Source organism: Streptomyces sp. RB17 (genome assembly GCF_009604455.1).
In the GTDB taxonomy this organism is placed as follows: Bacteria; Actinomycetota; Actinomycetes; order Streptomycetales; family Streptomycetaceae; genus Streptomyces.
Genome location: NZ_WEGL01000001.1, coordinates 624,537 through 645,012, shown reverse-complemented (window position 1 = coordinate 645,012; position 20,476 = coordinate 624,537). Strand labels below are relative to the sequence as shown.

General features: G+C 72.8%; 18 protein-coding genes. 3 read left to right on the top strand and 15 right to left on the bottom strand.

Annotated elements, in window-relative coordinates; all coding sequences use genetic code 11:
• Nucleotides 1-16 precede the first annotated feature (16 nt).
• The gene (locus tag SRB17_RS02930; protein ID WP_323374886.1) at nucleotides 17-1,303 is read right to left on the bottom strand and encodes a glucarate dehydratase family protein; all 1,287 of its coding nucleotides are present in this window, start codon (nucleotides 1,301-1,303) and stop codon (nucleotides 17-19) included.
• Nucleotides 1,300-2,256, bottom strand: coding sequence for a 5-dehydro-4-deoxyglucarate dehydratase (locus tag SRB17_RS02925; protein WP_153534309.1), 957 nt, complete (start codon nucleotides 2,254-2,256; stop codon nucleotides 1,300-1,302). Before SRB17_RS02925 ends, SRB17_RS02930 begins: the two co-directional genes overlap by 4 nt.
• 214 nt (nucleotides 2,257-2,470) lie before the next feature.
• On the opposite strand from SRB17_RS02925, the gene SRB17_RS02920 reads away from it, so the two are divergent.
• Nucleotides 2,471-3,697, top strand: coding sequence for an MFS transporter (locus SRB17_RS02920; protein WP_323374885.1), 1,227 nt, complete (start codon nucleotides 2,471-2,473; stop codon nucleotides 3,695-3,697).
• Here the strand turns inward: SRB17_RS02920 and SRB17_RS02915 are convergent.
• The 10 genes from SRB17_RS02915 to hrcA form a co-directional block, all read right to left on the bottom strand.
• Nucleotides 3,649-4,653: an adenosine deaminase gene (locus SRB17_RS02915; RefSeq protein ID WP_153534305.1), complete on the bottom strand. Its 1,005-nt coding sequence runs from the start codon at nucleotides 4,651-4,653 to the stop codon at nucleotides 3,649-3,651. The two genes, SRB17_RS02920 and SRB17_RS02915, sit on opposite strands and share 49 nt — an antisense overlap.
• 20 nt (nucleotides 4,654-4,673) lie before the next feature.
• Nucleotides 4,674-5,579 (bottom strand): ribonuclease Z, encoded by a 906-nt coding sequence (locus SRB17_RS02910; RefSeq protein WP_323374884.1) that lies wholly within the window; start codon nucleotides 5,577-5,579, stop codon nucleotides 4,674-4,676.
• 6 nt (nucleotides 5,580-5,585) lie between these two features.
• On the bottom strand, nucleotides 5,586-5,939 hold the full coding sequence (locus tag SRB17_RS02905) for a histidine triad nucleotide-binding protein (protein WP_153534303.1): 354 nt from the start codon (nucleotides 5,937-5,939) through the stop codon (nucleotides 5,586-5,588).
• Nucleotides 5,940-5,988: 49 nt separating this feature from the next.
• Entirely contained in the window at nucleotides 5,989-9,207 is a 3,219-nt protein-coding gene (locus SRB17_RS02900; protein ID WP_323374883.1) for a S41 family peptidase, read from the bottom strand.
• Nucleotides 9,208-9,257: 50 nt separating this feature from the next.
• Complete coding sequence (locus SRB17_RS02895; protein ID WP_153534301.1) at nucleotides 9,258-9,776, bottom strand: hypothetical protein; 519 nt, start codon at nucleotides 9,774-9,776, stop codon at nucleotides 9,258-9,260.
• Nucleotides 9,777-10,270: 494 nt separating this feature from the next.
• Nucleotides 10,271-10,663, bottom strand: a complete 393-nt coding sequence (locus tag SRB17_RS02890; RefSeq protein ID WP_323374882.1) for a VOC family protein — start codon at nucleotides 10,661-10,663, stop codon at nucleotides 10,271-10,273.
• A gap of 17 nt (nucleotides 10,664-10,680) precedes the next feature.
• A complete protein-coding gene (locus tag SRB17_RS02885) occupies nucleotides 10,681-11,427 on the bottom strand; it encodes a 16S rRNA (uracil(1498)-N(3))-methyltransferase (protein WP_153534299.1) in 747 nt (248 codons plus the stop codon).
• The gene (locus tag SRB17_RS02880; protein ID WP_153534297.1) at nucleotides 11,424-12,500 is read right to left on the bottom strand and encodes a nitronate monooxygenase; all 1,077 of its coding nucleotides are present in this window, start codon (nucleotides 12,498-12,500) and stop codon (nucleotides 11,424-11,426) included. The genes SRB17_RS02885 and SRB17_RS02880 overlap by 4 nt, the downstream gene beginning before the upstream one ends.
• Before the next feature lie 111 nt (nucleotides 12,501-12,611).
• Entirely contained in the window at nucleotides 12,612-13,748 is a 1,137-nt protein-coding gene (gene dnaJ, locus SRB17_RS02875) for a molecular chaperone DnaJ (protein WP_323374881.1), read from the bottom strand.
• Nucleotides 13,749-14,765, bottom strand: coding sequence for a heat-inducible transcriptional repressor HrcA (hrcA, locus tag SRB17_RS02870; RefSeq protein ID WP_153534295.1), 1,017 nt, complete (start codon nucleotides 14,763-14,765; stop codon nucleotides 13,749-13,751).
• A gap of 171 nt (nucleotides 14,766-14,936) precedes the next feature.
• On the opposite strand from hrcA, the gene SRB17_RS02865 reads away from it, so the two are divergent.
• Nucleotides 14,937-15,659, top strand: coding sequence for an MBL fold metallo-hydrolase (locus SRB17_RS02865; RefSeq protein WP_153534293.1), 723 nt, complete (start codon nucleotides 14,937-14,939; stop codon nucleotides 15,657-15,659).
• A gap of 34 nt (nucleotides 15,660-15,693) precedes the next feature.
• A complete protein-coding gene (locus SRB17_RS02860) occupies nucleotides 15,694-16,512 on the top strand; it encodes a DUF3097 domain-containing protein (RefSeq protein WP_153534291.1) in 819 nt (272 codons plus the stop codon).
• Here the strand turns inward: SRB17_RS02860 and SRB17_RS02855 are convergent.
• The 3 genes from SRB17_RS02855 to SRB17_RS02845 all read right to left on the bottom strand — a co-directional run bounded on the left by SRB17_RS02855 (nucleotide 16,490) and on the right by SRB17_RS02845 (nucleotide 20,257).
• Nucleotides 16,490-17,068 (bottom strand): Uma2 family endonuclease, encoded by a 579-nt coding sequence (locus tag SRB17_RS02855; RefSeq protein WP_153534289.1) that lies wholly within the window; start codon nucleotides 17,066-17,068, stop codon nucleotides 16,490-16,492. The genes SRB17_RS02860 and SRB17_RS02855 overlap by 23 nt on opposite strands.
• A 99-nt stretch (nucleotides 17,069-17,167) precedes the next feature.
• Complete coding sequence (gene hemW, locus SRB17_RS02850; RefSeq protein ID WP_153534287.1) at nucleotides 17,168-18,400, bottom strand: radical SAM family heme chaperone HemW; 1,233 nt, start codon at nucleotides 18,398-18,400, stop codon at nucleotides 17,168-17,170.
• 27 nt (nucleotides 18,401-18,427) lie between these two features.
• Nucleotides 18,428-20,257, bottom strand: coding sequence for a SpoIIE family protein phosphatase (locus SRB17_RS02845; protein ID WP_194293926.1), 1,830 nt, complete (start codon nucleotides 20,255-20,257; stop codon nucleotides 18,428-18,430).
• Nucleotides 20,258-20,476: the final 219 nt, after the last annotated feature.

The following is a 20,476-nucleotide window of genomic DNA, read 5'->3' as shown; positions in this document are numbered from 1 at the left end:
CCCGCCGCACAGGGCGTTACCAGCGGGGCATCACCGGCTGCCGCCAGCCCGGTTCGGCCACCCGCATCGCGGCCGCGTCGTCACGGTCGCGCAGCGAACCGTCGTCGTCCCACCGCCGGTGCAGCCGGGCCAGTTCGTCCCGGTCGAGCTCGACCCCGAGGCCGGGGGCGTCCGAGACCTCGGCCTTCCCGCCCCGGAACTCCAGCCGCTCGGTGAGGACGTCCTCGGACTGCCAGGGATAGTGGGAGTCGCACGCGTAGTGAAGCCCGGGGACCGTGGCCGCGACCTGGGTCATCGCCGCCAGGCTGATGCCCAGATGCGTGTTGGAGTGCATCGACACCCCGACCCCGAAGGCGGCGCAGACCGCGGCGAGCCGCTGGGTGTTGCGCAGCCCGCCCCAGTAGTGGTGGTCGGAGAGCACGACCTGCACGGCGTCACGCGTGAACGCCTCCTTGATCTCCCCGAAGGTGGTCACGCACATGTTGGTCGCGAGCGGCACCTCCGTCCCCGCCGACACCTCGGCCATGGCCGCCGTACTCAGCGTCGGGTCCTCCAGGTACTCCAGGACGTCCCCGAGTTCCTTCGCCACCTTCAGCGAGGTCTCGACCGACCAGGCGCCGTTGGGGTCCAGGCGCAACGGATGCCCGGGGAAGGCCTCGGCGAGGGCCCGTACGGCCGCGATCTCCTCCTCGGGCGGGAAGACACCGCCCTTGAGCTTGAACGACGTGAAGCCGTGCCGCTCCTTGAACTTCCGCGCCTGTTCCACGACTCCGGCCGGATCGAGGGCGGCGCCCCAGTCGTCCTCCTCGCAGACCACACCCTCCGGGTGGCCGGCCCACTTGTAGAACAGGTAGGCGCTGTACTCGACGGCGTCCCGCACCTTGCCGCCGAGCAGCGCGTGCACGGGCAGCCCGAGCGCCTTGCCCTGGGCGTCCAGGCAGGCGACCTCGAAGGCGGACAGCACCGACAGCCGGAGCTTGTCGGCGCTCTGCACCCCGCGCAGCCCGCCGGCGTCGACCTGTCCCTCGACCCGGGACGCGTCCACGCCGAGGTCGATCGCGAACAGTCCGTTCACGTCCATGACCGAGCGACCGGTGAGCCGTTCGGCCAGCGGGCGGGCGAGTTCCAGGTACTTGGTGTCGCCGTAGGTCTCGCCGAGCCCGGTGATCCCGTCGGCGGTGACGATCTCCACGATCAGCCGCGGGGTGTACGGCTGGTGCACGCCCTGGGTGTTGAGCAGCGGCGGGTCGGCGACCAGGATCGGCGTCAGCCGCACCTCGGCGATGGTCAGGTCACGGGTCACAGGGAGGCTCCTACGAGGTCGAGTCCGGCGGTGAGCAGGGCCTTGAGGTCGGTGAGGTCGGCGGGCCCGGGGCCGGTGAGCGGGGCGCGCACGGGGCCGACGCGCTGTCCGCGCAGCCGGGCCGCCGCCTTCACCAGGGACACGGCGTATCCGGGGGCGCGGTCACGGAGTTCCACGAACGGCACGTAGAAGTCCCGCAGCAGCTTGTCGACGGTCCCGTTGTCGGCGTCCCGCAGGGCGGCGAAGAAGGCGCCGGCGATCTCGGGGGCGAAGGCATGCACGGCGGAGGAGTAGGCGGGGACGCCGACGGTGGCGTAGGCGCGGGCCTGGATCTCGGCGGTGGCGGCGCCGTTGAAGAAGAGGAAGCCGTCGGGGGCGGCGAGGGTGAGGCGCTGGAGCCGGTCGAGGTCGCTGTGGCCGTCCTTGAGCCCGATGACGTTCGGGATGCGCGCGATGCGCCGCAAGGAGTCCGCCGTATAGGCGACTTGGCCGCGCTGGTAGGCGATCAGCGGCAGCCGGGTGCGCTCGGCGAGCCGCTCCAGCTGGGCGGCGAGGCCGTCCTGCGGGGCGTCGACCAGGTAGTGCGGCAGCACGAGCAGGGCGTCGGCACCGGCCTCCTCGGCGATCCGCGCGAACCGGGCGGCCTGCGCCCAGCCGTACCCGGTCCCGGCCACGACCGGCACGCGTCCGGCCGCCTCCTCGACCGTGACCCGGACGACCGTCCGGTACTCCTCCTCGTCCAGCGAGAAGAACTCCCCGGTGCCGCAGGCCGGGAAGACGGCGCCGGGCCCGGCGGCGAGCCGGCCGGCGACATGGGTGCGGAAGCCGTCGGGATCGAGGGAGCCGTCGTCATGGAACGCGGTGAGCGGGAAGGACAGCACCCCGCGCGCCATCCCCTCCCGCAGCCGCCGCGCCACTGCCTCGGGACTCGGATCGCCGCCCACCTTGACCATCTCCCCTTATGAATGACGTCCACATATGAGAACGAGCCTAGCGGCTCCTACCCGACCCCATCCCACACAAACCGAAAAGTGACGCAGATCGCACCCGCCGCCCTTCTTCCCGGAACCGCGTGCTTGGTACAACTTTTTCGCGGGTTCCTGTCCGTCGACAGGCGTCGCCCTTCCCCTTCTGCAATCCCTTCCTTTCGCCTGCCCTGGAACGCCCGTGTCCGCGCCCCGCCCCCTGCCCTGGCCCCTCGTCGCCCTCTTCACGGCCGGGTATCTCGCGCCCTATCTGCTGCCGACCACCGTCGGGCGGCTCGATTCCGCGCTTCCGCTCAACCCCACCCAGGCCGGGGCGATCGGCAGTGCGCTGCTGCTGAGTTCGGCGGCGGCCGGCTTCCTGCTGGCCTCCCGGGTCGACCGCATCGGCCCCCGCACGCTCGCCCGGCTCGGCCTCGCGCTCGCCGTCCTCGGCTACGGCGGCGCCGCCCTCACCGCCTTCGTGCCGGCCGTCGTCGCGGGCGCGGTCGTCGGCGGATTCGGCTCCGGCACGGTCACGGCGGTCGCCGCGAGCGGCATCGCGGCACACCGCGATCCGCACCGGGTCACCACACTGGGTCTGCTCGGCGTCTCCGCCCTGGCCGGCGCCCTGTACCTGACGATCCCCCACCTCGGCCCCGGCCACGGCCTGCCGCTGGCCGCCATCGCGCTCACGGCACTCGCCGTCCTCCCGGTCACCGGCCGCCTGTCCGGTCGTACCGCACCGGCCCGTACGACCGTCGCGCACGGCCGGCTCCCCCGCCCCCGCACCGGGCTGCTGCTGGCCGCCGCCATGCCCTGCTGGTCGCTCGCCCAGAACTCCCTCTGGGGCGTCAGCGGCCGGATCGGACTCGCCCAGGCCCACCTCACCGAGGTCACCGTCGGCGCGGTGTTCGCGGTCGCGCTCGGCGCCGGACTCGTCGGGGTCGTCGGCGCGGGCGCGCTCGGCCCCCGGCTGGGCCGGGCGGTGCCCATCGGCGCCGGTACGGCACTGATCGCGGGCTGCATCGCGCTCAGCGCGTCCGCGACCGATCTGACGGCCTTCGCAGCGGGCGAGATCTCCTGGAACCTGCTCTACCCGGTCGTCCTGTCATACGTCATCGGCCTCGCCGCCTCCCTCGACCCGCGCGGCCGCTGGGCGGTCCTGGTCGGCTCGGCGGCCTCACTGGGTACGGCGGCGGGACCGCTCACGGGGAACATGCTGGCGGCGGGCGCGGGCTTCCCGGTGATGGGACGGGTGCTCGGCGCCGGGCTGCTGCTGATCGCCGTACCGATGACGGCGGTGGCGCTGCGGGCGGGCAGGCGGCCCCTGCCGGTCGTGGAAGTCCCGGTGGAGTCGCCCGCCGTACCCGCGCAGCGTGCCTACGACACGGCGTCCCCGAACTCGTACGCGTCGACCTCGGCGATGTAGCGGGCCCGCCGTTCCTCGTCGTCCTCCAGGAAGGAGGCGAGGAAGGAGTTGCGGGCCAGCTCGCGCAGCCGGTCTTCACCGAGCCCCAGGGTCCGCTGAACGGCGTCGAAGTTGTCGCCGGCGTACCCGCCGAAGTACGCCGGGTCGTCGGAGTTGACCGTGCACAGCAGGCCGGCGTCCAGCATGGCCGGCAGCGGGTGGTCGGCCAGCGTGTCGACGGTGCGCAGGCGGACGTTGGACAGCGGGCACAGGGTGAGCGGGATCCGCTCCCGCACCAGCCGCTCGACCAGTGCCGGATCCTCCATGCAGCGCAGCCCGTGGTCGACGCGCTCGACGCCGAGCACGTCCAGGGCCTCGGTGATGTACTCCGGCGGCCCCTCCTCACCGGCGTGCGCGACGCGCCGCAGGCCGAGCCCGGCGGCGGCCTCGTACACCTCCCGGAACTTCACCGGCGGATGCCCGACCTCGGCGGAGTCCAGGCCGACGCCGGTGATCCGGTCCAGGTACGGCCGGGCTGCCTGGAGGATCTCCAGGGCCGACTCGGCGGACTCGTCCCGCAGGAAACACAGGATCAGCCCGGTGGAGACGCCGTGGTTCCGCTCGCTGCTACCCAGCGCCCGCCACAGCCCCTCCACGACCGTGCCCAGGGGAACGCCCCGCACCACATGGGCCTGCGGATCGAAGAAGATCTCCGCGTGCCGCACGCCCTGCGCGGCGGCCCGGGCGAGGTAGGCGTTCGCCAGGTCGGCGAAGTCCTGCTCGGTGCGCAGGACGGCCATCAGCTCGTAGTACAGGTTCAGGAAGGACTGGAGGTCCTCGAACCGGTAGGCCTTGCGGAGCTCGTCCGTGTCCGCGTACGGCAGGGTCACGCCGTTGCGGGCGGCCAGCTCGAACGCCAGCTCCGGCTCCAGGGTGCCTTCGATGTGGAGGTGCAGTTCTGCTTTCGGGAGGGGCATCAGAGCATCGTACGGATCTTTTACCGCCGTTTCGGAACCGGCACCCGCAGCAGGTCGTGCGCCACGGTCAGCTCGCCCTCGAAACCGGCGGCCCGCGCCTGCCGCTCGAACTCCTCGGGTTCGGTGTAGCGCTGGCTGAAGTGGGTGAGGACGAGATGCCGTACGCCCGCCTCCCGGGCGACGGCGGCGGCCTGCCCTGCGGTCAGGTGCCCGTGCTCCACGGCCAGTTCGACGTCCTCGTCCAGGAACGTCGACTCGATGACGAGCAGGTCGCAGCCCTCCGCGAGGGCGTGCACGCCGTCGCACAGCCGGGTGTCCATGACGAACGCGAACCGCTGGCCGCGCCGCACCTCGCTGACGTCCTCCAGCGTGACCTCCCCCAGCCGTCCCTCGCGCTGCAGCCGGCCGACGTCCGGGCCCTTGATCCCGTGCGCGGCGAGCCGGTCGGGCAGCATGCGGCGGCCGTCGGGTTCGATCAGCCGGTAGCCGTAGGACTCGACCGGGTGCGACAGCCTGCGGGCCTCCAGGGTGTACGACGGGGTCACCGCGAGGATGCCGTCGGCGGCCACCGGCGCCTCGGTGACGCCGACGGTCTCCCGGTAGGCCGTGGCATACCGCAGCCGGTCGAAGAAGCGTTGCCCGGAGCGCGGGTAGTGCGCGGTGATCTCGTGCGGCACCTGGTCGAGGTTGATCCGCTGGATGACGCCGGCCAGGCCGAGGGAGTGGTCGCCGTGGAAGTGGGTGACGCAGATCCGGTTCAGGTCGTGGGCGGCGACCCCGGCGCGCACCATCTGCCGCTGTGTGCCCTCGCCGGGGTCGAACAGGATGCCCTCGCCGTCCCACCTCAGCAGATAGCCGTTGTGGTTGCGGTGCCGGGTCGGAACCTGGCTGGCGGTGCCGAGGACCACCAGTTCACGTACGGACACGGTGTCTTACCCGGGGGGCCACTGCATGCCACGGCCGCCGAGGACGTGCGCGTGGGCGTGCCAGACGGTCTGGCCCGCGCCGCTGCCGGTGTTGAAGACCGTGCGGTAGCTTTCGAGCTTTTCCTCGTCGGCCACGGCCTGGGTCTCGGCGAGGACGTCGGCGGCGAGTTGCGGCGCTTCGGCGCCGAGGACGGCGGCGTTCTTGTAGTGGGCCTTGGGGATCACCAGGATGTGGGTCGGGGCCTGGGGGTTTATGTCCCGGAAGGCGACGGTGGTGTCTGTCTCGCGGACGATCGTCGCCGGGATCGTGCCCGCGACGATCTTGCAGAACAGGCAGTCGTCCTGCGCTTCTCCCGCCATGCGTGTGCCTCCTCACGCTGGTGATCGATACCGGTGCATCGTAGTCGTATCAGGTCGGCATTCCCGGCGGGGTTTTCGCGGGCCGTTCCTCCAGTGCCTCCAGGGCGAGCCGGATCGCCTCGTCGAGTTGGGCGTCCCTGCCCTCCGCCCAGTCCTGAGGCCTCTGCACGACCTCCACATCCGGGTCCACCCCGTGGTTCTCCACGTCCCAGCCCACCCCCTCCAGCCACATCGCGTACTTCGGCTGGGTGACCAGGGTGCCGTCGACCAGGTGGTAGCGGCTGTCGATGCCGATGACGCCGCCCCACGTGCGGGTGCCGACGACCGGGCCGATGCCGAGGGCCCTGATCGCCGCGTTGACGATGTCGCCGTCGGAGCCGGAGAACTCATTGGCGACGGCGACGACCGGGCCGCGCGGGGCATCGAGGGGATAGCTGGTGGGGCGCATGCCGCGCGGAAGGTCCCAGCCGATGACGCGGCGGGCCAGCTTCTCGACGACCAGCTGGGAGGTGTGGCCCCCGCGGTTCTCGCGGACGTCGACCACGAGCCCTTCGCGGGCCACCTCCACGCGCAGGTCCCGGTGGATCTGCGCCCAGCCGGGGGCCTGCATGTCGGGGATGTGGAGGTAGCCGAGCCGGCCGTCGGAGGCGGCGTGGACGTGGGCGCGGCGACCTGCGACCCAGGCGTGGTAGCGCAGGGGCTCCTCGTCGGCGATCGGGATGACGACGGTGTGGCGGGGTTCGCCGCCGCCCGCCGGGGAGACGGTCAGCTCCACCGGGTGGCCCGCGGTGCCGACGAGCAGCGGACCGGGGCCCGTCACCGGCTCGACCTGGTGGCCGGCGACCGCGATGATCGCGTCTCCGGGGCGGACGGCGACGCCGGGTGCGGCGAGCGGCGAGCGGGCGTCCGGGTCGGAGGTCTCCGAGGGCAGGATGCGGTCGATGCGCCAACTGCCGTCCGGATGGCGGGAGATGTCGGCGCCGAGCAGGCCGTGCCGGGGGCCGCCGCCACGGCCGCCGGAGGGGAGGACGTAGGCGTGCGAGGTGCCGAGTTCGCCGTGCAGCTCCCACAGCAGGTCGACGAGGTCGCTGTGGGTGGCGAGGCGGGACAGGAGCGGGCGGTAGCGGGCGAGGACGCCGGTCCAGTCGACGCCGCCGAGGTCGGGCCGCCAGAAGTGGTCGCGCATCAGGCGGCCGGTCTCGTCGTACATCTGCCGCCACTCGGCGGCCGGGTCGAGGGTCTGCCGGATGCGGGCGAGGTCGACGGTGACGCTGGTGTCGCCGTCGTCGTCGGTGCCGGCGCGGCGGTCGCTGGGGACGACCCGGAGCCGGTCGTCGCTCCACAGCAGGACGCGTTTGCCGTCGCCGCTGACCTCGAAGTGGTCGGCGTCGGAGGCGAGGTGTTCCAGGCGTCGCTGGGCGAGGTCGTAGCGCTCCAGCTCGGTGTGCGGGCCGGGGTCCTCGGGGTGGGCGCGGGCGGTGCCGAGGACGCCGTGCACGGGGTGGCGCAGCCAGAGCACGCCGTCCTTGGCGGCGCGCAGGGTGGAGTAGCGGCCGGCCTCGACCGGGAACGGGACGATCCGGTCGGCGAGGCCCTCGAGGTCGATGCGGGTGGCGGGGGTGCCCTCGCTGTCGGGGGTCTCGTCCTTGTCGGGCGTCTCGAAGGGGCGGCCGTGGCGCTGCGGGCCGAAGGGCGAGGGTGTGGTGGCGGCGAGGGTGATCAGGTGCGGGCGGGCGCCGACCACGAAGGCGAGGTCGAAGACATGCTCGTCGTAGACCGGGTCGAAGGCGCGGTTGGAGAGGAAGGCGAGGTGTTTGCCGTCGAGGGTGAAGGCGGGGGCATAGTCCTGGAAGCGGAGCGGGGTCGCCTCGGTGACCGACAGGTCGGTGGTGTGGGCGATGCGCAGCTGGGAGAGCGGGCGGGGGCCGGGGTGGGCCCAGGCGAGCCAGGCGGAGTCGGGTGAGAAGGCGAGGCCGGAGACCTCGCCGTCGTCGCTGCTGTCGACCACGCGGACCTCTCCGGTCTCCCGCTCGACGAGCAGCAGGCGTCCGTCGTGCGCGGCCACGGCGGCCCGGCTGCCGTCGGGGGCCATGGCCAGCTCCAGGACCCGGCCGAGCTGTCCGGCGGCGAGCCGGCGCGGGGTGGCACCGGGCACGGTGCCGGTGGCCGGGGCGAACTCCAGGGCGTCGTCGCCCTCCGCGTCCGTCACCCACACCACCCACTCCTCGCCCTCGGCGCGGAAGGCGCGCGGCATCCGGGCGCGGACCCCGGGGTTCGCGGCGAGGGCGCGGGCGGGCCCGGAGCGGTGGGTGATCCAGTGGATCCCGCCGCGCACGCAGACGGCGCTGCCGCGCGCGGTGTGGTCCGGGGCCGCCTCGCCGAACCAGCGGGCGGCGTTCACCGGACGGGGCCGCAGATCGATCCGGGGCCCGCCGAGGCGCACGTCCAGCCGGCGCGGCTCGGCACCCTCCAGGTCGTCCAGCAGCCACAGTTCACCGGCACTGCTGTAGACGACCCGGGTGCCGTCGCCGGAGGCGTGCCGGGCGTAGAAGCCGTCCAGGGGCGTGTGGCGGCGCAGGTCGGAGCCGTCGGCGAGGGAGGAGTACAGGGCGCCGGTGCCCTCGTGGTCGGAGAGGAAGGCGATCCGCTCCCCCGCCCACACCGGGCACTCGATGTTCCCGTCGACGTCCTCGTGCAGCCGGACGAACTCCCCGTTCCCCTCCCGGTCGATCCACAACTTGCCCGCCGTGCCGCCCCGGTAGCGCTTCCAGTGGGCGGCCTCGCGGCCCATGGGTGCGGACAGCAGCACGGTGGCCGGGCCGAAGGTCACATCGCCGACCGGGCCGTAGGGGAGGGTCTCGGCGGGTCCGCCGTCCAGCGGGACGGCGTGCGCCCAGCTGTGGCGGAAGCTGTGCCGGCCGTGCGCGCCGAGCGCGAGCACCCGCCCGTCGGCGGTCCAGCCGAGCACCTCGGTACGGCGGTTGCCCCAGTGGGTCAGCCGGTCGGCGGGGCCGCCGTCGACGGGGGCGACATGCACCTCGGGCGCGCCGTCCCGGGTGGAGGTCCAGGCGAGGAGGCGTCCGTCGGGGGACATCCGGGGTTTGGTGACCGGCATGTTGTCGGCGCTGACCCGCCAGGCCCGGCCGCCGTCGAGAGGCGCGAGCCAGACGTCGTCCTCGGCGACGAAGGCCACCAAGTCGCCATGCACATGGGGGAATCGGAGATAGGCGGCGGACGTCGTGGTCACCGTCGAAGCACCCTGGGTCACCCCGTCACTGTACGCAGCGCCGGGCACACCCCGCTCCCCTTCCGATCACTTCACTTGCCTTCGGCGGGCCAGCAGGTGGGGTCGCCCTTGCACCAGACGGTGCGGGTGACGGTGACCGTCACGGTGGGCCGGCCACCGCCGGGCCGGTAGGTGGGCGGCCTGAACGTCGGTCCGTGCGTGGCGCCGCAGTCGCCGAGCCCGCTGACGTGGAACACCTGTCTGCCCGCGACCCTGGAGGTCAGATCCCCGCGTACACAGGCGCCGTCGACGGCCTTGGTCACCTTCCCGGTGACGGTGATCTTCCGCCCGTCCTTGGTCTCGCCCTGGCAGTCGACGGAGACCACGGTGGTCTCGGACGGCGAGGGCCGCCGCCCCGCCGCGCTGCCGCCGTTGCCGTCGTTGCCGGTACAGGTGAGCCAACTGACGTCGACACGATGCTGCCGGAGCTCGGCCGTCGCGGTGGTGTCGGTGGTGTAGGCGACGGTCGCGCTGCTGAGATCGTCGGGCTGACAGGCCACCAGGGCCGCGCCGGCTCCCATGACGACACCCGCTGCGGCCACCACGCGCATCCCACGCCGATTCCCTCTCAAAACCCCCATGCAGGGCAGCGTGCCACCGACACAGGCACCGGGGAAGGCCGCATACGGCCACTCACCCGTACGGGGCGCGGGACGCGCTCGCGAAGGGGCGCGCGGCCGTATCGGATATGCGGCTACCGCCGCTCGGGCGCGGGCAACCACGACGCCGCACCCGCCCGACGACACATCCCGGCACTTCCCATCGCCGCCGAACCAACGGGCGGCCCAGGCTGGGCCGATGCGCGATCATCACAGGCTCAGGCGGCTTGTCCTGCCGGACGGAACGGTGTACCGGTGGACCGTCCGACACAAGCACGCCGACGGCGACAGCTGCCGCGAGGTGCTGGGCCTCTACCGCGACGGCGGCTACACCCGGATCGTTTTCCGAGAGGGCGAGGCCGGCTCCGGCCGATATGTCGCCGGCGGCTACTGGTACGCGGGGTGTGTGGCGGACGGCCGCGGGGGCCTCCTTGAAGCCGCCGCCGTCACCCTCGCAGCAGCAGCCACTCCTGGAGTTCCACCAGGTTGCCCTCCGGGTCCTTGAGGTGGGCGACGCGCATACGGTCGGTCATGGGGGCCGGGCCGTGGAGCAGCTGCGCGCCGCGGGCGGTGATCTGCGACACGTAGGCGTCCAGGTCGTCGACGCGCAGGACGACGAGGGAGCGGTGACCGGTGGCCGTCTCGCCCAGCTCGTTCAGGACCTCGGCCATCATCGCGCGGTCCTGCAGGGCGATCCCCGCCGAGCCGGTGTGCGGGCTGAACTTCTCGTACGGGCCCCCGGTCGCCCCGGACTGCGGCTTGAGGCCGAGGACGTCGGCGTAGAAGCGGTAGCAGGCGGCGAAGTCGGTGACGAGGAGCCGGACTTGGGCGAGTTCCACGGTGTCCCCCGGGTGGGTCAGGACCAGCGGCCGGTGCGGCCCAGCAGCAGGGCCACGGCGGCGGTGCCGGCGGTTGATGTACGCAACACGGTAGGACCGAGTACGTACGCCTTCGCACCCGCCTCCTCGAACAGCGCCAACTCGTCCCGCGCGACGCCTCCTTCGGGCCCGACGACCAGCACGATCTCGCCCTCGGCGGGGAGTTCGGCGGTCGCCAGCCGCCCGCTCTCGTGCTCGAAGTCGGAGTGCAGCACGGCGGCGAAGTCGGCCTTGGCGAGAAGTGCGGCAACCTGCTTGGTGGTTGCGGCGTCCGCGACCTGAGGGAAGCGGACCCGGCGGGACTGCTTGCCGGCCTCCCGTGCGGTGGCCCGCCACTTGCCGAGGGACTTCAGCCCCCGGTCGCCCTTCCACTGGGTGATGCAGCGGGCCGCCTGCCACGGCACGACGGCGTCGACACCGACCTCCGTCATCGTCTCGACGGCGAGTTCGCCCCGGTCGCCCTTGGGCAGGGCCTGCACGACGGTGATCCGGGGGCTGGGCGCCGGCTCCTCGGAGATCCCGCCCATGTGAACGATCAGCCGGTCCTTGCCCTCGCTGCCGATCACCTCGCACACCGCGTAGCGCCCGGCGCCGTCGGTGAGGACGACCTCCTCGCCGGGCTGCAGCCGCTTGACCGAGACCGCGTGCCGGCCCTCGGGGCCGTCCAGCACATAGCGGTAACGGTCCGAGCCGAAGTCCTCGACGACGAACACCGGCGCGGTCATCGCAGGCCCCCCTTGGCCGACAACGCTGTCCGGGCGGCGTCGAGTTCGGCGGCCAGCACCTCCACGAGCTCCCCGGCGGGCAGCTCGCGGGCCAGCCGGTGCCCCTGCCCGGCCCACAGCGCCATGCCCTGCGCGTCCCCGGCCTTGCCGGCGGCCTTGCGCAGCGGCGCGGTGAGGTGGTGGATCTCCGGGTAGGCGGCGGGGGCGTACGGGCCGTGCTCGCGCAGGAAGCGGTTGACCAGTCCGCGCGCCGGGCGGCCGGAGAAGGCGCGGGTCAACTCGGTGCGCGCGAACAGGGGGTTGGTCAGCGCCTGCTTGTGCACGTCCTGGGCCCCGGACTCGGGGGTGGCGAGGAAGGCGGTGCCCAGCTGCGCCGCGCTCGCGCCGGCCGCGAGGACGGCGGCGATCTGGCTGCCGCGCATGATGCCGCCGGCGGCGACGACCGGGATGCTCACGGCCTCCCGGATCTGCGCGACCAGCGACAGCAGCCCGATGCCGGCCCCGTCGTTCTCGGGGAGGTCCCGGTGGGTCCCCTGGTGGCCGCCCGCCTCCACGCCCTGCGCGATCACCGCGTCCGCCCCGGCCCGCTCGACGGCGCGGGCCTCCTCGGCGGTGGTGGCGGTGACCAGGGTGCGGGTGCCGACGCGGCGCAGGTTGTCGAATACCTCGCGGCTCGGCACGCCGAAGTGGAAGGAGACCACCGGCACCGGGTTGTCGAGGAGGACGGCGAGCTTGGCGTCGTAGCCGTCGTCCCGGCCGCTGTCCGGGTCGCCCAGCTCGGTCTCGTACCAGGCGGCCTCACCGGCCAGCTGATGGGCGTAGACCTCTACCGCGCCGGACTCGGCATACTCGGACTGGGGCATGAACACGTTCACGCCGAACGGGCGGCTCGTGAGCCCCCGCAGCTGCTTGATCTCCTGGTACATGCCGTCGGCGGTCTTGTACCCGGCGGCGAGAAACCCGAGGCCACCGGCCTCGGAGACCGCGGCGGCGAGCTGCGGTACGGAGACGCCGCCCGCCATGGGGGCCTGCACGATCGGGTAGGGGAAGAGATCGGTCAGCGCGGAGGACATGACCGCATGTTGTCACGTCCTCTGAAAGAGTCCGAATCGGGGCTTCCCGCGGCATAGGACAACGGCATACGGGGTGCCGAAGCACCCCGTACGCGCCTGGTCCGGCGAGGCTCAGCGCCCGTTGAAGGCATCCTTCAGCCGCGAGAACAACCCCTGCTGCCCCGGCTGGAACTGCCCCTGCGGTCGCTCCTCGCCGCGCAGTTTGGCCAGCTCGCGCAGCAACCGCTCCTGCTCGGGGTCCAGCTTGCTCGGCGTCTGCACCTCGACGTGCACGACCAGGTCACCCCGGCCGCCGCCGCGCAGGTGCGTGACTCCCCGGTTGTGCAGCGGGATCGACTGGCCGGACTGGGTGCCGGGCCGGATGTCGACCTCCTCCATGCCGTCCAGCGTCTCCAGCGGCACCTTGGTGCCGAGCGCCGCCGCCGTCATCGGGATCGTCACCGTGCAGTGCAGATCGTCACCGCGCCGCTGGAAGGTCGAGTGCGGCAGCTCGTGGATCTCGACGTACAGGTCACCCGCCGGACCGCCGCCCGGCCCGACCTCGCCCTCACCGGCGAGCTGGATCCGCGTGCCGTTGTCGACACCGGCCGGGATCTTCACGGTCAGCGTGCGGCGCGAGCGCACGCGGCCGTCGCCGGCGCACTCCGGGCACGGCGTCGGCACGACAGTCCCGAAGCCCTGGCACTGCGGGCACGGACGCGAGGTCATGACCTGGCCCAGGAAGGACCGGGTGACCTGCGAGACCTCACCGCGGCCCCGGCACATGTCACACGTCTGAGCGGTCGTACCGGGCGCCGCGCCCTCACCGTTGCAGGTGTTGCAGACGACCGCGGTGTCGACCTGGATGTCCTTGGTGGTCCCGAAGGCCGCCTCGTCCAGCTCGACGTCGATGCGGATCATCGCGTCCTGGCCGCGCCGGGTGCGCGAGCGCGGGCCGCGCTGGGACGCCGTACCGAAGAACGCGTCCATGATGTCGGAGAAGTTGCCGAAGCCGCCGGCCCCGAAGCCGCCCGCGCCGGCGCCGCCGGCCTGCGAGAGGGGGTCGCCGCCGAGGTCGTAGACCTGCTTCTTCTGCGGGTCCGACAGCACCTCGTAAGCGGCGTTGATCTCCTTGAACCGCTCCTGGGTCTTCGGATCCGGGTTGACGTCCGGGTGCAGCTCGCGCGCGAGCCGGCGGAACGCCTTCTTGATCTCATCCTGCGAAGCGTCGCGGCGCACGCCGAGAACGGCGTAGTAGTCCGTGGCCACTTACGACTCCGCCAGGATCTGTCCGACGTACCGTGCCACTGCGCGTACCGCTCCCATCGTTCCCGGATAGTCCATGCGGGTCGGTCCGACCACGCCGAGCTTGGCAACCGCCTCGCCGCCCGAACCGTAGCCGACCGACACCACGGAGGTGGAGTTGAGTCCCTCGTAGGCGTTCTCGTGCCCGATGCGCACGGTCACGCCCGGATCCTTCGCCTCGCCGAGGAGCTTGAGGAGCACGACCTGCTCCTCCAAGGCCTCCAGGACGGGCCGGATCGTGAGGGGAAAGTCATGCGGGAAGCGGGTGAGATTGGCGGTACCGCCGATCATCAGCCGCTCCTCGTTCTCCTCGACGAGTGTCTCCAGGAGAGTGGAGAGCACTGTCGAGACCGTACCGCGGTCCTCGGCCTCGAAGGCCTCCGGCAGGTCCTCGACCAGCCTCGGCACGTCCGCGAACCGGCGGCCGGCGACCCGGCTGTTCAGCCGCGCGCGCAGATCGGCGAGGGAGGTCTCGCCGAAGGGCGCCGGGCAGTCGACCATCCGCTGCTCGACCCGGCCGGTGTCCGTGATCAGCACGAGCATCACGCGCGCGGGGGCGAGCGAGAGCAGCTCCACGTGCCGCACGGTGGACCGGGTCAGGGACGGGTACTGCACGACGGCGACCTGCCGGGTGAGCTGCGCGAGCAGCCGCACGGTCCGCGCCACCACGTCGTCGAGGTCGACGGCGCCCTCCAGGAAGTTCTGGATGGCACGCCGCTCGGGCGCGGTCATGGGCTTGACGCCCGCCAGCTTGTCGACGAACAGCCGGTAGCCCTTGTCCGTGGGGATCCGCCCGGCGCTGGTGTGCGGCTGTGCGATGTACCCCTCGTCCTCCAGGGCCGCCATGTCGTTACGGACCGTCGCGGGGGACACGCCGAGGCTGTGCCGCTCGGTCAGGGCCTTCGACCCGACCGGCTCCTCGGTGCCGACGTAGTCCTGGACGATGGCGCGCAGCACCTGCAGCCTGCGTTCACTCAGCATCCGCGCGCACCTCCAGCACGTGTCCCCTCGGTTCCACTCGGGCCTGCGATTCACCCGCCTGGCACTCTTCGCATGGGAGTGCCAGCGTTCCCCGGCCCAGTGTACGGCTGTCGGGTACACCGAGGGCAAGGTCGGTGCGGTCCCGGCGGCTCGTGCGGCTAGCGTCGCGGTATGACGGTGACTTGGGAAGAGCTGGGGTGGGAACGGCTCGCCGCGGGGGTCGGCCGGTGCCGGCTGCCCGGCTGGGACTGCACGGCCGGTCTGGTCCTCGGGGAGGGTACGGCGCTGATGGTGGACGCCGGCTCCAGCCTGGCCGAGGGCGCGCGGCTGCGGGCACGGGCCGAGGAACTGGCCGGTGGCCGTGTGACCCATCTCGCGCTGACCCATCCGCACTTCGATCACGTCTTCGGGGCGGCGGCGTTCGCCGGGGCGGAGGTGTACGGGGCGGTGGGCGTCGACGCGGTGTTCGCGTACGAGCGCGAGGAGCTGCGCCTGGACGCCGTACGCAACGGACTGCCGGTCGCCGACGCCGACGCGGCGGTGGACGCGCTGGCGCCGCCCCGGCATCCGGTCTCCGGCGAGTGGACGCTGGACCTGGGAGGCGGCCGCCAGGTCCTGCTGGCGAACGTGGGTCCGGGCCACACGGGCCACGACCTGGCGGTACTGATCCCCGGTTCACCGGAGGTGGTCTTCTGCGGCGACCTGGTCGAGGAGTCCGGGGAACCGCAGGCGGGCCCGGACGCCGTACCGTCGCGATGGCCGTCCGCACTGGACCGGCTGCTGGCGCTCGGCGGCGAGGACGCTGCGTACGTGCCCGGTCACGGAGCGGTGGTGGACGCGGCGTTCGTCCGACGGCAACGGGACGCCTTGGCAGCCCGTTTCGGCGTGTCGTGAGCGGGGGTCCGCCGGTTCTCCTATCGTCATCCGAATGCGCCAGTACTCCGCCGATCTGACCCCACCGTGGAAGAAGCCGAAGCCGGCGCCGGAGATACCGGCGGAGCCGGGCCTGGTGGTGGAGGAGCCCGGCACCGGGTTCTGCGGGGCGGTGATCCGCTGCGAGGCGGGCACGGTGACACTGGAGGACCGCTTCGGCAAGCACCGGGTGTTCCCGCTGGAGCCGCGGGGCTTTCTGCTGGAGGGCCGGGTGGTGACGCTCGTACGGCCGTCTTCGTCCTCGGCTCCCGTACGGCCCACCCGTACCGCCTCCGGTTCGGTCGCCGTCCCCGCCGCCCGCGCCCGTGTGGCCCGCGCCGGCCGCATCTACGTCGAGGGCCGGCACGACGCCGAGCTGGTCGAGAAGGTGTGGGGCGACGACCTGCGCATCGAGGGCGTGGTGGTGGAGTACCTGGAGGGCGTGGACGACCTGCCGTCGATCGTGTCCTCCTTCGCACCGGGTCCGGACGCGCGGCTCGGGGTCCTGGTGGACCACCTGCTGCCGGGCACGAAGGAGTGGCGGATCGCGGAGTCGGTGACCTGCGAGCACGCGCTGGTGGTCGGCCACCCGTACATCGACATCTGGCAGGCGGTGAAGCCGGCCGCGCTGGGAATCGAGGCCTGGCCCACGGTCCCACGCGGTCAGGACTGGAAGACGGGGGTGTGCCGGGCGCTGGGCTGGCCGTCGGAGAACACCGGGGCGGTGTGGCAGGCGATCCTGAAGCGGGTGGGGTCCTACCGGGACCTGGAGCCGGAGTTGCTGGGGCGGGTGGAGGAGCTGATCGACTTCGTCACGGGTAGCGGTGGGGCCTGACGTTCTTGTAGGTACCGAATTCGGTGGTGTCCAGTTCCAGTCCCAGATCCTCCAGTGGCAGGGGCGCCCCGAACTTGGTGATCTGTTGCCTCTGATAGTCGGCGTTCTCCCCTTTCCCGACTGGCCGCGTCAGCAGGACACACTGCGCCATGATCGGGTCCACGATGAGGTAGGCAGGCACCTCGCCGGCGGCGTAGATCGACCGCTTGACTTCGTAGTCCCGCTGGACGCTGGTCTTGGAGACCACTTCGACCACCATCGTGACCAACTGGGACGGCAGCAGACGGCCTGAGTCCGGGGCAACACCACGTTCCAACACCACCAAGTCCGGAATGGGCTCGCTGGTCTCATCGATGATGTCCACGTCCGTCACCTGGAGTCGTTCCCAGCGCTTACGCGGGATCTGGTCCACCACGTCCGCCACGATCCGGTTGTGCACCAGATCGGGAGTGGCCATCATCACGATTTCCCCCCGGAGAAGCTCGGCCTTGATGCCCTCGGGAGGCTCGAACTCCTCGAAGAACTTGGCAATCCCACGCTCGTCCACAGCGGTCATCTCCGTGGCCTCCACATCCGCCGCGTCCTGTCGGCGGCAGCCTACGAACCAGGTTAGGGACCGAACCGGCGTTCCGCGGCGATTCACCCGCCGGAGTGATCAGTCCACCAGGTCCCGCACCACCGCGTCCGCCAGCAACCGCCCCCGCAGCGTCAGCACGGCCCGCCCCTCCTCGTACGGCCCTTCCTGGAGGAGCCCCTCCGCCAGCGCCCGGCGCGAAGCCGCACACCCCTCCTCCTTCAGCAGCGACAGCGGTACCCCTTCCCGCAGCCGCAGCTCAAGCAGGATCCGCTCCACCCGCCGGTCCTCGTCGGACAGCAGCTCCCGGCCCGCCCCCGGTGAGCGGCCGGAGGCCAGCGCCGCCGCGTACGCCCCCGGATGCTTGACGTTCCACCAGCGCACCCCGCCCACGTGCGAGTGCGCCCCGGGACCCGCGCCCCACCAGTCGGCGCCGCGCCAGTACAGCTCGTTGTGCAGGCAGCGGCCCGCCCGAGAGGTGGCCCAGTTGGAGACCTCGTACCAGTCGAAGCCCGCCCCGGACAGCACCTCCTCGGCGATCAGGTAGCGGTCGGCGTGCACGTCGTCGTCGGTCATCGGGACCTCGCCCCGGCGGATCCGGCGGGCCAGCTGCGTGCCCTCCTCGACGATGAGCGCGTAGGCGCTGACGTGATCCGGGCCCGCCCCGATCGCCGCCTCCAGCGAGGCCCGCCAGTCGTCGTCGCTCTCGCCCGGGGTGCCGTAGATCAGGTCCAGGTTCACGTGCTCGAAGCCCGCCGCCCGCGCCTCCGCGACGCACGCCTCGGGGCGGCCCGGGGTGTGGGTGCGGTCGAGCACGCGCAGCACATGCTGCTTCGCGCTCTGCATGCCGAAGGAGATCCGGTTGAAGCCGCCCTCCCGGAGGGTGGCGAGGTACGCGGGGTCGACCGACTCCGGGTTCGCCTCCGTCGTGATCTCGGCGTCCGGAGCCAGGCCGAACTCGTCGCGGATGGCCCCCAGCATCCGTACGAGATCGTCCGCCGCCAGCAGCGTGGGCGTACCGCCGCCGACGAACACCGTGCGGACCTGGCGCGGGTCGTCGCCGAGCACTTTCCGGGCGAGCCGGATCTCGTCCGTCAGCGTGTCCGCGTAGTTGTCGCGGGAGGCCAGCACGCCGCCGGTGCCGCGCAGCTCGGTCGCGGTGTAGGTGTTGAAGTCGCAGTAGCCGCAGCGGGTCGCGCAGTACGGCACGTGCAGGTAGAAGCCGAGCGGTCGGGCGGCGGCCCCGGCGAGCGCGTGCGCGGGCAGTGCGCCGTCGGCGGGGACGGGCTCGCCGTCGGGGAGTGCGGAAGGCATGCCTTCCATTGTCCAGCACGGGGGCCGTTACTCCGCCTGGAGCACCAGCAGGGCGAGGTCGTCCTCGGGCAGGCCCCCGCCGAAGTCGTGGACGAGGCGGCGGATCCTTTCCGCGATCAGTTCGGCGCTGAGCCCGGCGCAGCCGGACAGGGCGCTGGCGAGGCCGTCGCCGTCGTCGAACTGGCGGGAGCCCGAGCGCCGCTCGGTCACGCCGTCGGTGACGCACAGCAGGCTGTCGCCGGGCCGCAGGTCGATGGTCTCGCTGGTGTAGGTCTCGTCCTCGACCACGCCGAGCAGGGTCTGCGGGCCGGCGGCGGTGCGCACGGTGCCGTCGGGGCTCAGGACCAGCGGGAGCGGGTGGCCGGCGGAGGCGAGGGTGCAGCGGACCCCGCCGTCGTACGGGGTCAGCTCGCCGTAGAGCAGGGACAGGAAACGGGTCTGCGGGCCGTCCCCGGTGGCCACCGGCCGGCCTCCGGCGGCGACGAGGGCGCGGGCGGCGGCGTCGGCGGCCTCGGTGGCGTCGTCCAGGAGGAGCTGGTTGAGGCGGTCCAGGACGTCGGCGACCCGGTAGCCCTCGCGGGCGAGCAGGCGCAGCCAGGGGCGGGCGAGGCCGATCACGACCGCCGCCTCGGGCCCCTTGCCCTGGACGTCGCCGACGGCGAAGCACCAGCGGCCGTCGCCGGCCGGGAACAGGTCGTAGAAGTCGCCGCTGGGGCCGCCCTTGTCGCAGGGCTCGTAGACGAGCGCGCTGCTCACGCCGGGGATCTCGGCGACCGCGCCGGGCAGCAGGCCGCGCTGCAGGACGGCGCTGATGGTGGCCTGGCGGGCGTACTGGCGGGCCGCGCCGATGGCGAGGGCCACCCGGCGGCTGAGGTCCTCCACGAGCCCGGTGACCTCGTCGGGGAAGCGCTCGAGCCCGCACCGGCCGATGACCAGCGTGCCGAGCGGCCGGCCGCCCGCGATCAGCCGGTACGCCAGCGCCGTGCCGTCGGCGCCCTGCGGGCCGAGCGCATGGCCGGGCCACGGGTACGGCTCGGGGCCGGAACGCAGCCCCTCGCCCGGGCAGGGCGGCTCCTTCTCCAGGGCGCACCGCAGTTCCTCGATGCGGTTCTCGCTGGCGTGCCAGACCCGGTCGGGGCCGCTGCCGGCGCCACCGCGCACGGTCGCCTCGTCCTCCAGCCACACCGCGCACCAGTCGGCGAGCCGCGGCACGATGAGCTGGCCGGTGAGGGCGGTGACCAGGTTCTCGTCCAGCTGTCCGGCGAGCAGGTCGGAAGCCTCGGCGAGGAACGACAGCGCGCCCCGGCCGAGCCAGTCCCGGTCGCCGCCGGCGCGGTGCGGCTGCGGGGCCAGGTCCTCGGCGACCTCCAGGGCGGCGTCCGGGGCGGGGGCGTCCGGGTCCTCGACACCGCCCGGGGGCAGCCGCGCCCAGACGGTCTTGGCGCCGGCGCGGTAGGTGACACCCCAGGACTCGGCGAGCGTGGTGACCAGCCGCAGGCCGCGCCCGTACTCGGGGGTGTCGTACGGCCCCTCGGCGCCGAGCGGGTCGCGCGGGGCGCGGGAGGGATGCCGGTCGCCCACCTCCAGGACGAACGCGCCGGTCTCCTCCAGCAGCCAGTCGACCTCCACGTCCGTGCCGGCGTGCACGACGGCGTTGGTGACCAGCTCGCTGACGACGGCCATGGCGTCGTCGACGAGCCGCGCCGGGATCTCCGACACCCCGGACGCCTCGGTCAGCGCGGCCCGCACCAGCGCACGGGCCGCCCCGGGCGCGAGGGGGCTTCCGGGCAGCGTGGCCCGCCCCCGCACCTCCCGGGCCCGGGGCTCGCTCTCCCGTTGTGTCGGTATGGCCGCCATGTCCATGCGGCCAGGGTGACAGACCGAGGGCACCTATAAGCGCTGAGTTACCGAAGTGGACAGAAGAGGGCCACTTTCGAACGTCGGCGAGCGCAACCTACTCAGGGGCGCGGGGCTGTACCCGATCCGCGGCTCCGCCGCGTGGCAACGAGCAACCACGACGGAGCCGCACACCTGCCGAACCGGCCCTTACTTCCCCCGCGTCACTTCTCCCGCGTC

Bases quoted from the DNA above. Each gene is read 5' to 3' on its own strand.
- SRB17_RS02925 (WP_153534309.1), bottom strand. From the start codon at position 2,256: ATGGTCAAGGTGGGCGGCGATCCGAGTCCCGAGGCAGTGGCGCGGCGG.
- SRB17_RS02915 (WP_153534305.1), bottom strand. From the start codon at position 4,653: ATGCCCCTCCCGAAAGCAGAACTGCACCTCCACATCGAAGGCACCCTG.
- SRB17_RS02905 (WP_153534303.1), bottom strand. From the start codon at position 5,939: ATGGCGGGAGAAGCGCAGGACGACTGCCTGTTCTGCAAGATCGTCGCG.
- SRB17_RS02895 (WP_153534301.1), bottom strand. From the start codon at position 9,776: ATGCGCGTGGTGGCCGCAGCGGGTGTCGTCATGGGAGCCGGCGCGGCC.
- SRB17_RS02885 (WP_153534299.1), bottom strand. From the start codon at position 11,427: ATGACCGCGCCGGTGTTCGTCGTCGAGGACTTCGGCTCGGACCGTTAC.
- SRB17_RS02880 (WP_153534297.1), bottom strand. From the start codon at position 12,500: ATGTCCTCCGCGCTGACCGATCTCTTCCCCTACCCGATCGTGCAGGCC.
- hrcA (WP_153534295.1), bottom strand. From the start codon at position 14,765: ATGCTGAGTGAACGCAGGCTGCAGGTGCTGCGCGCCATCGTCCAGGAC.
- SRB17_RS02865 (WP_153534293.1), top strand. From the start codon at position 14,937: ATGACGGTGACTTGGGAAGAGCTGGGGTGGGAACGGCTCGCCGCGGGG.
- SRB17_RS02860 (WP_153534291.1), top strand. From the start codon at position 15,694: ATGCGCCAGTACTCCGCCGATCTGACCCCACCGTGGAAGAAGCCGAAG.
- SRB17_RS02855 (WP_153534289.1), bottom strand. From the start codon at position 17,068: ATGACCGCTGTGGACGAGCGTGGGATTGCCAAGTTCTTCGAGGAGTTC.
- hemW (WP_153534287.1), bottom strand. From the start codon at position 18,400: ATGCCTTCCGCACTCCCCGACGGCGAGCCCGTCCCCGCCGACGGCGCA.
- SRB17_RS02845 (WP_194293926.1), bottom strand. From the start codon at position 20,257: ATGGCGGCCATACCGACACAACGGGAGAGCGAGCCCCGGGCCCGGGAG.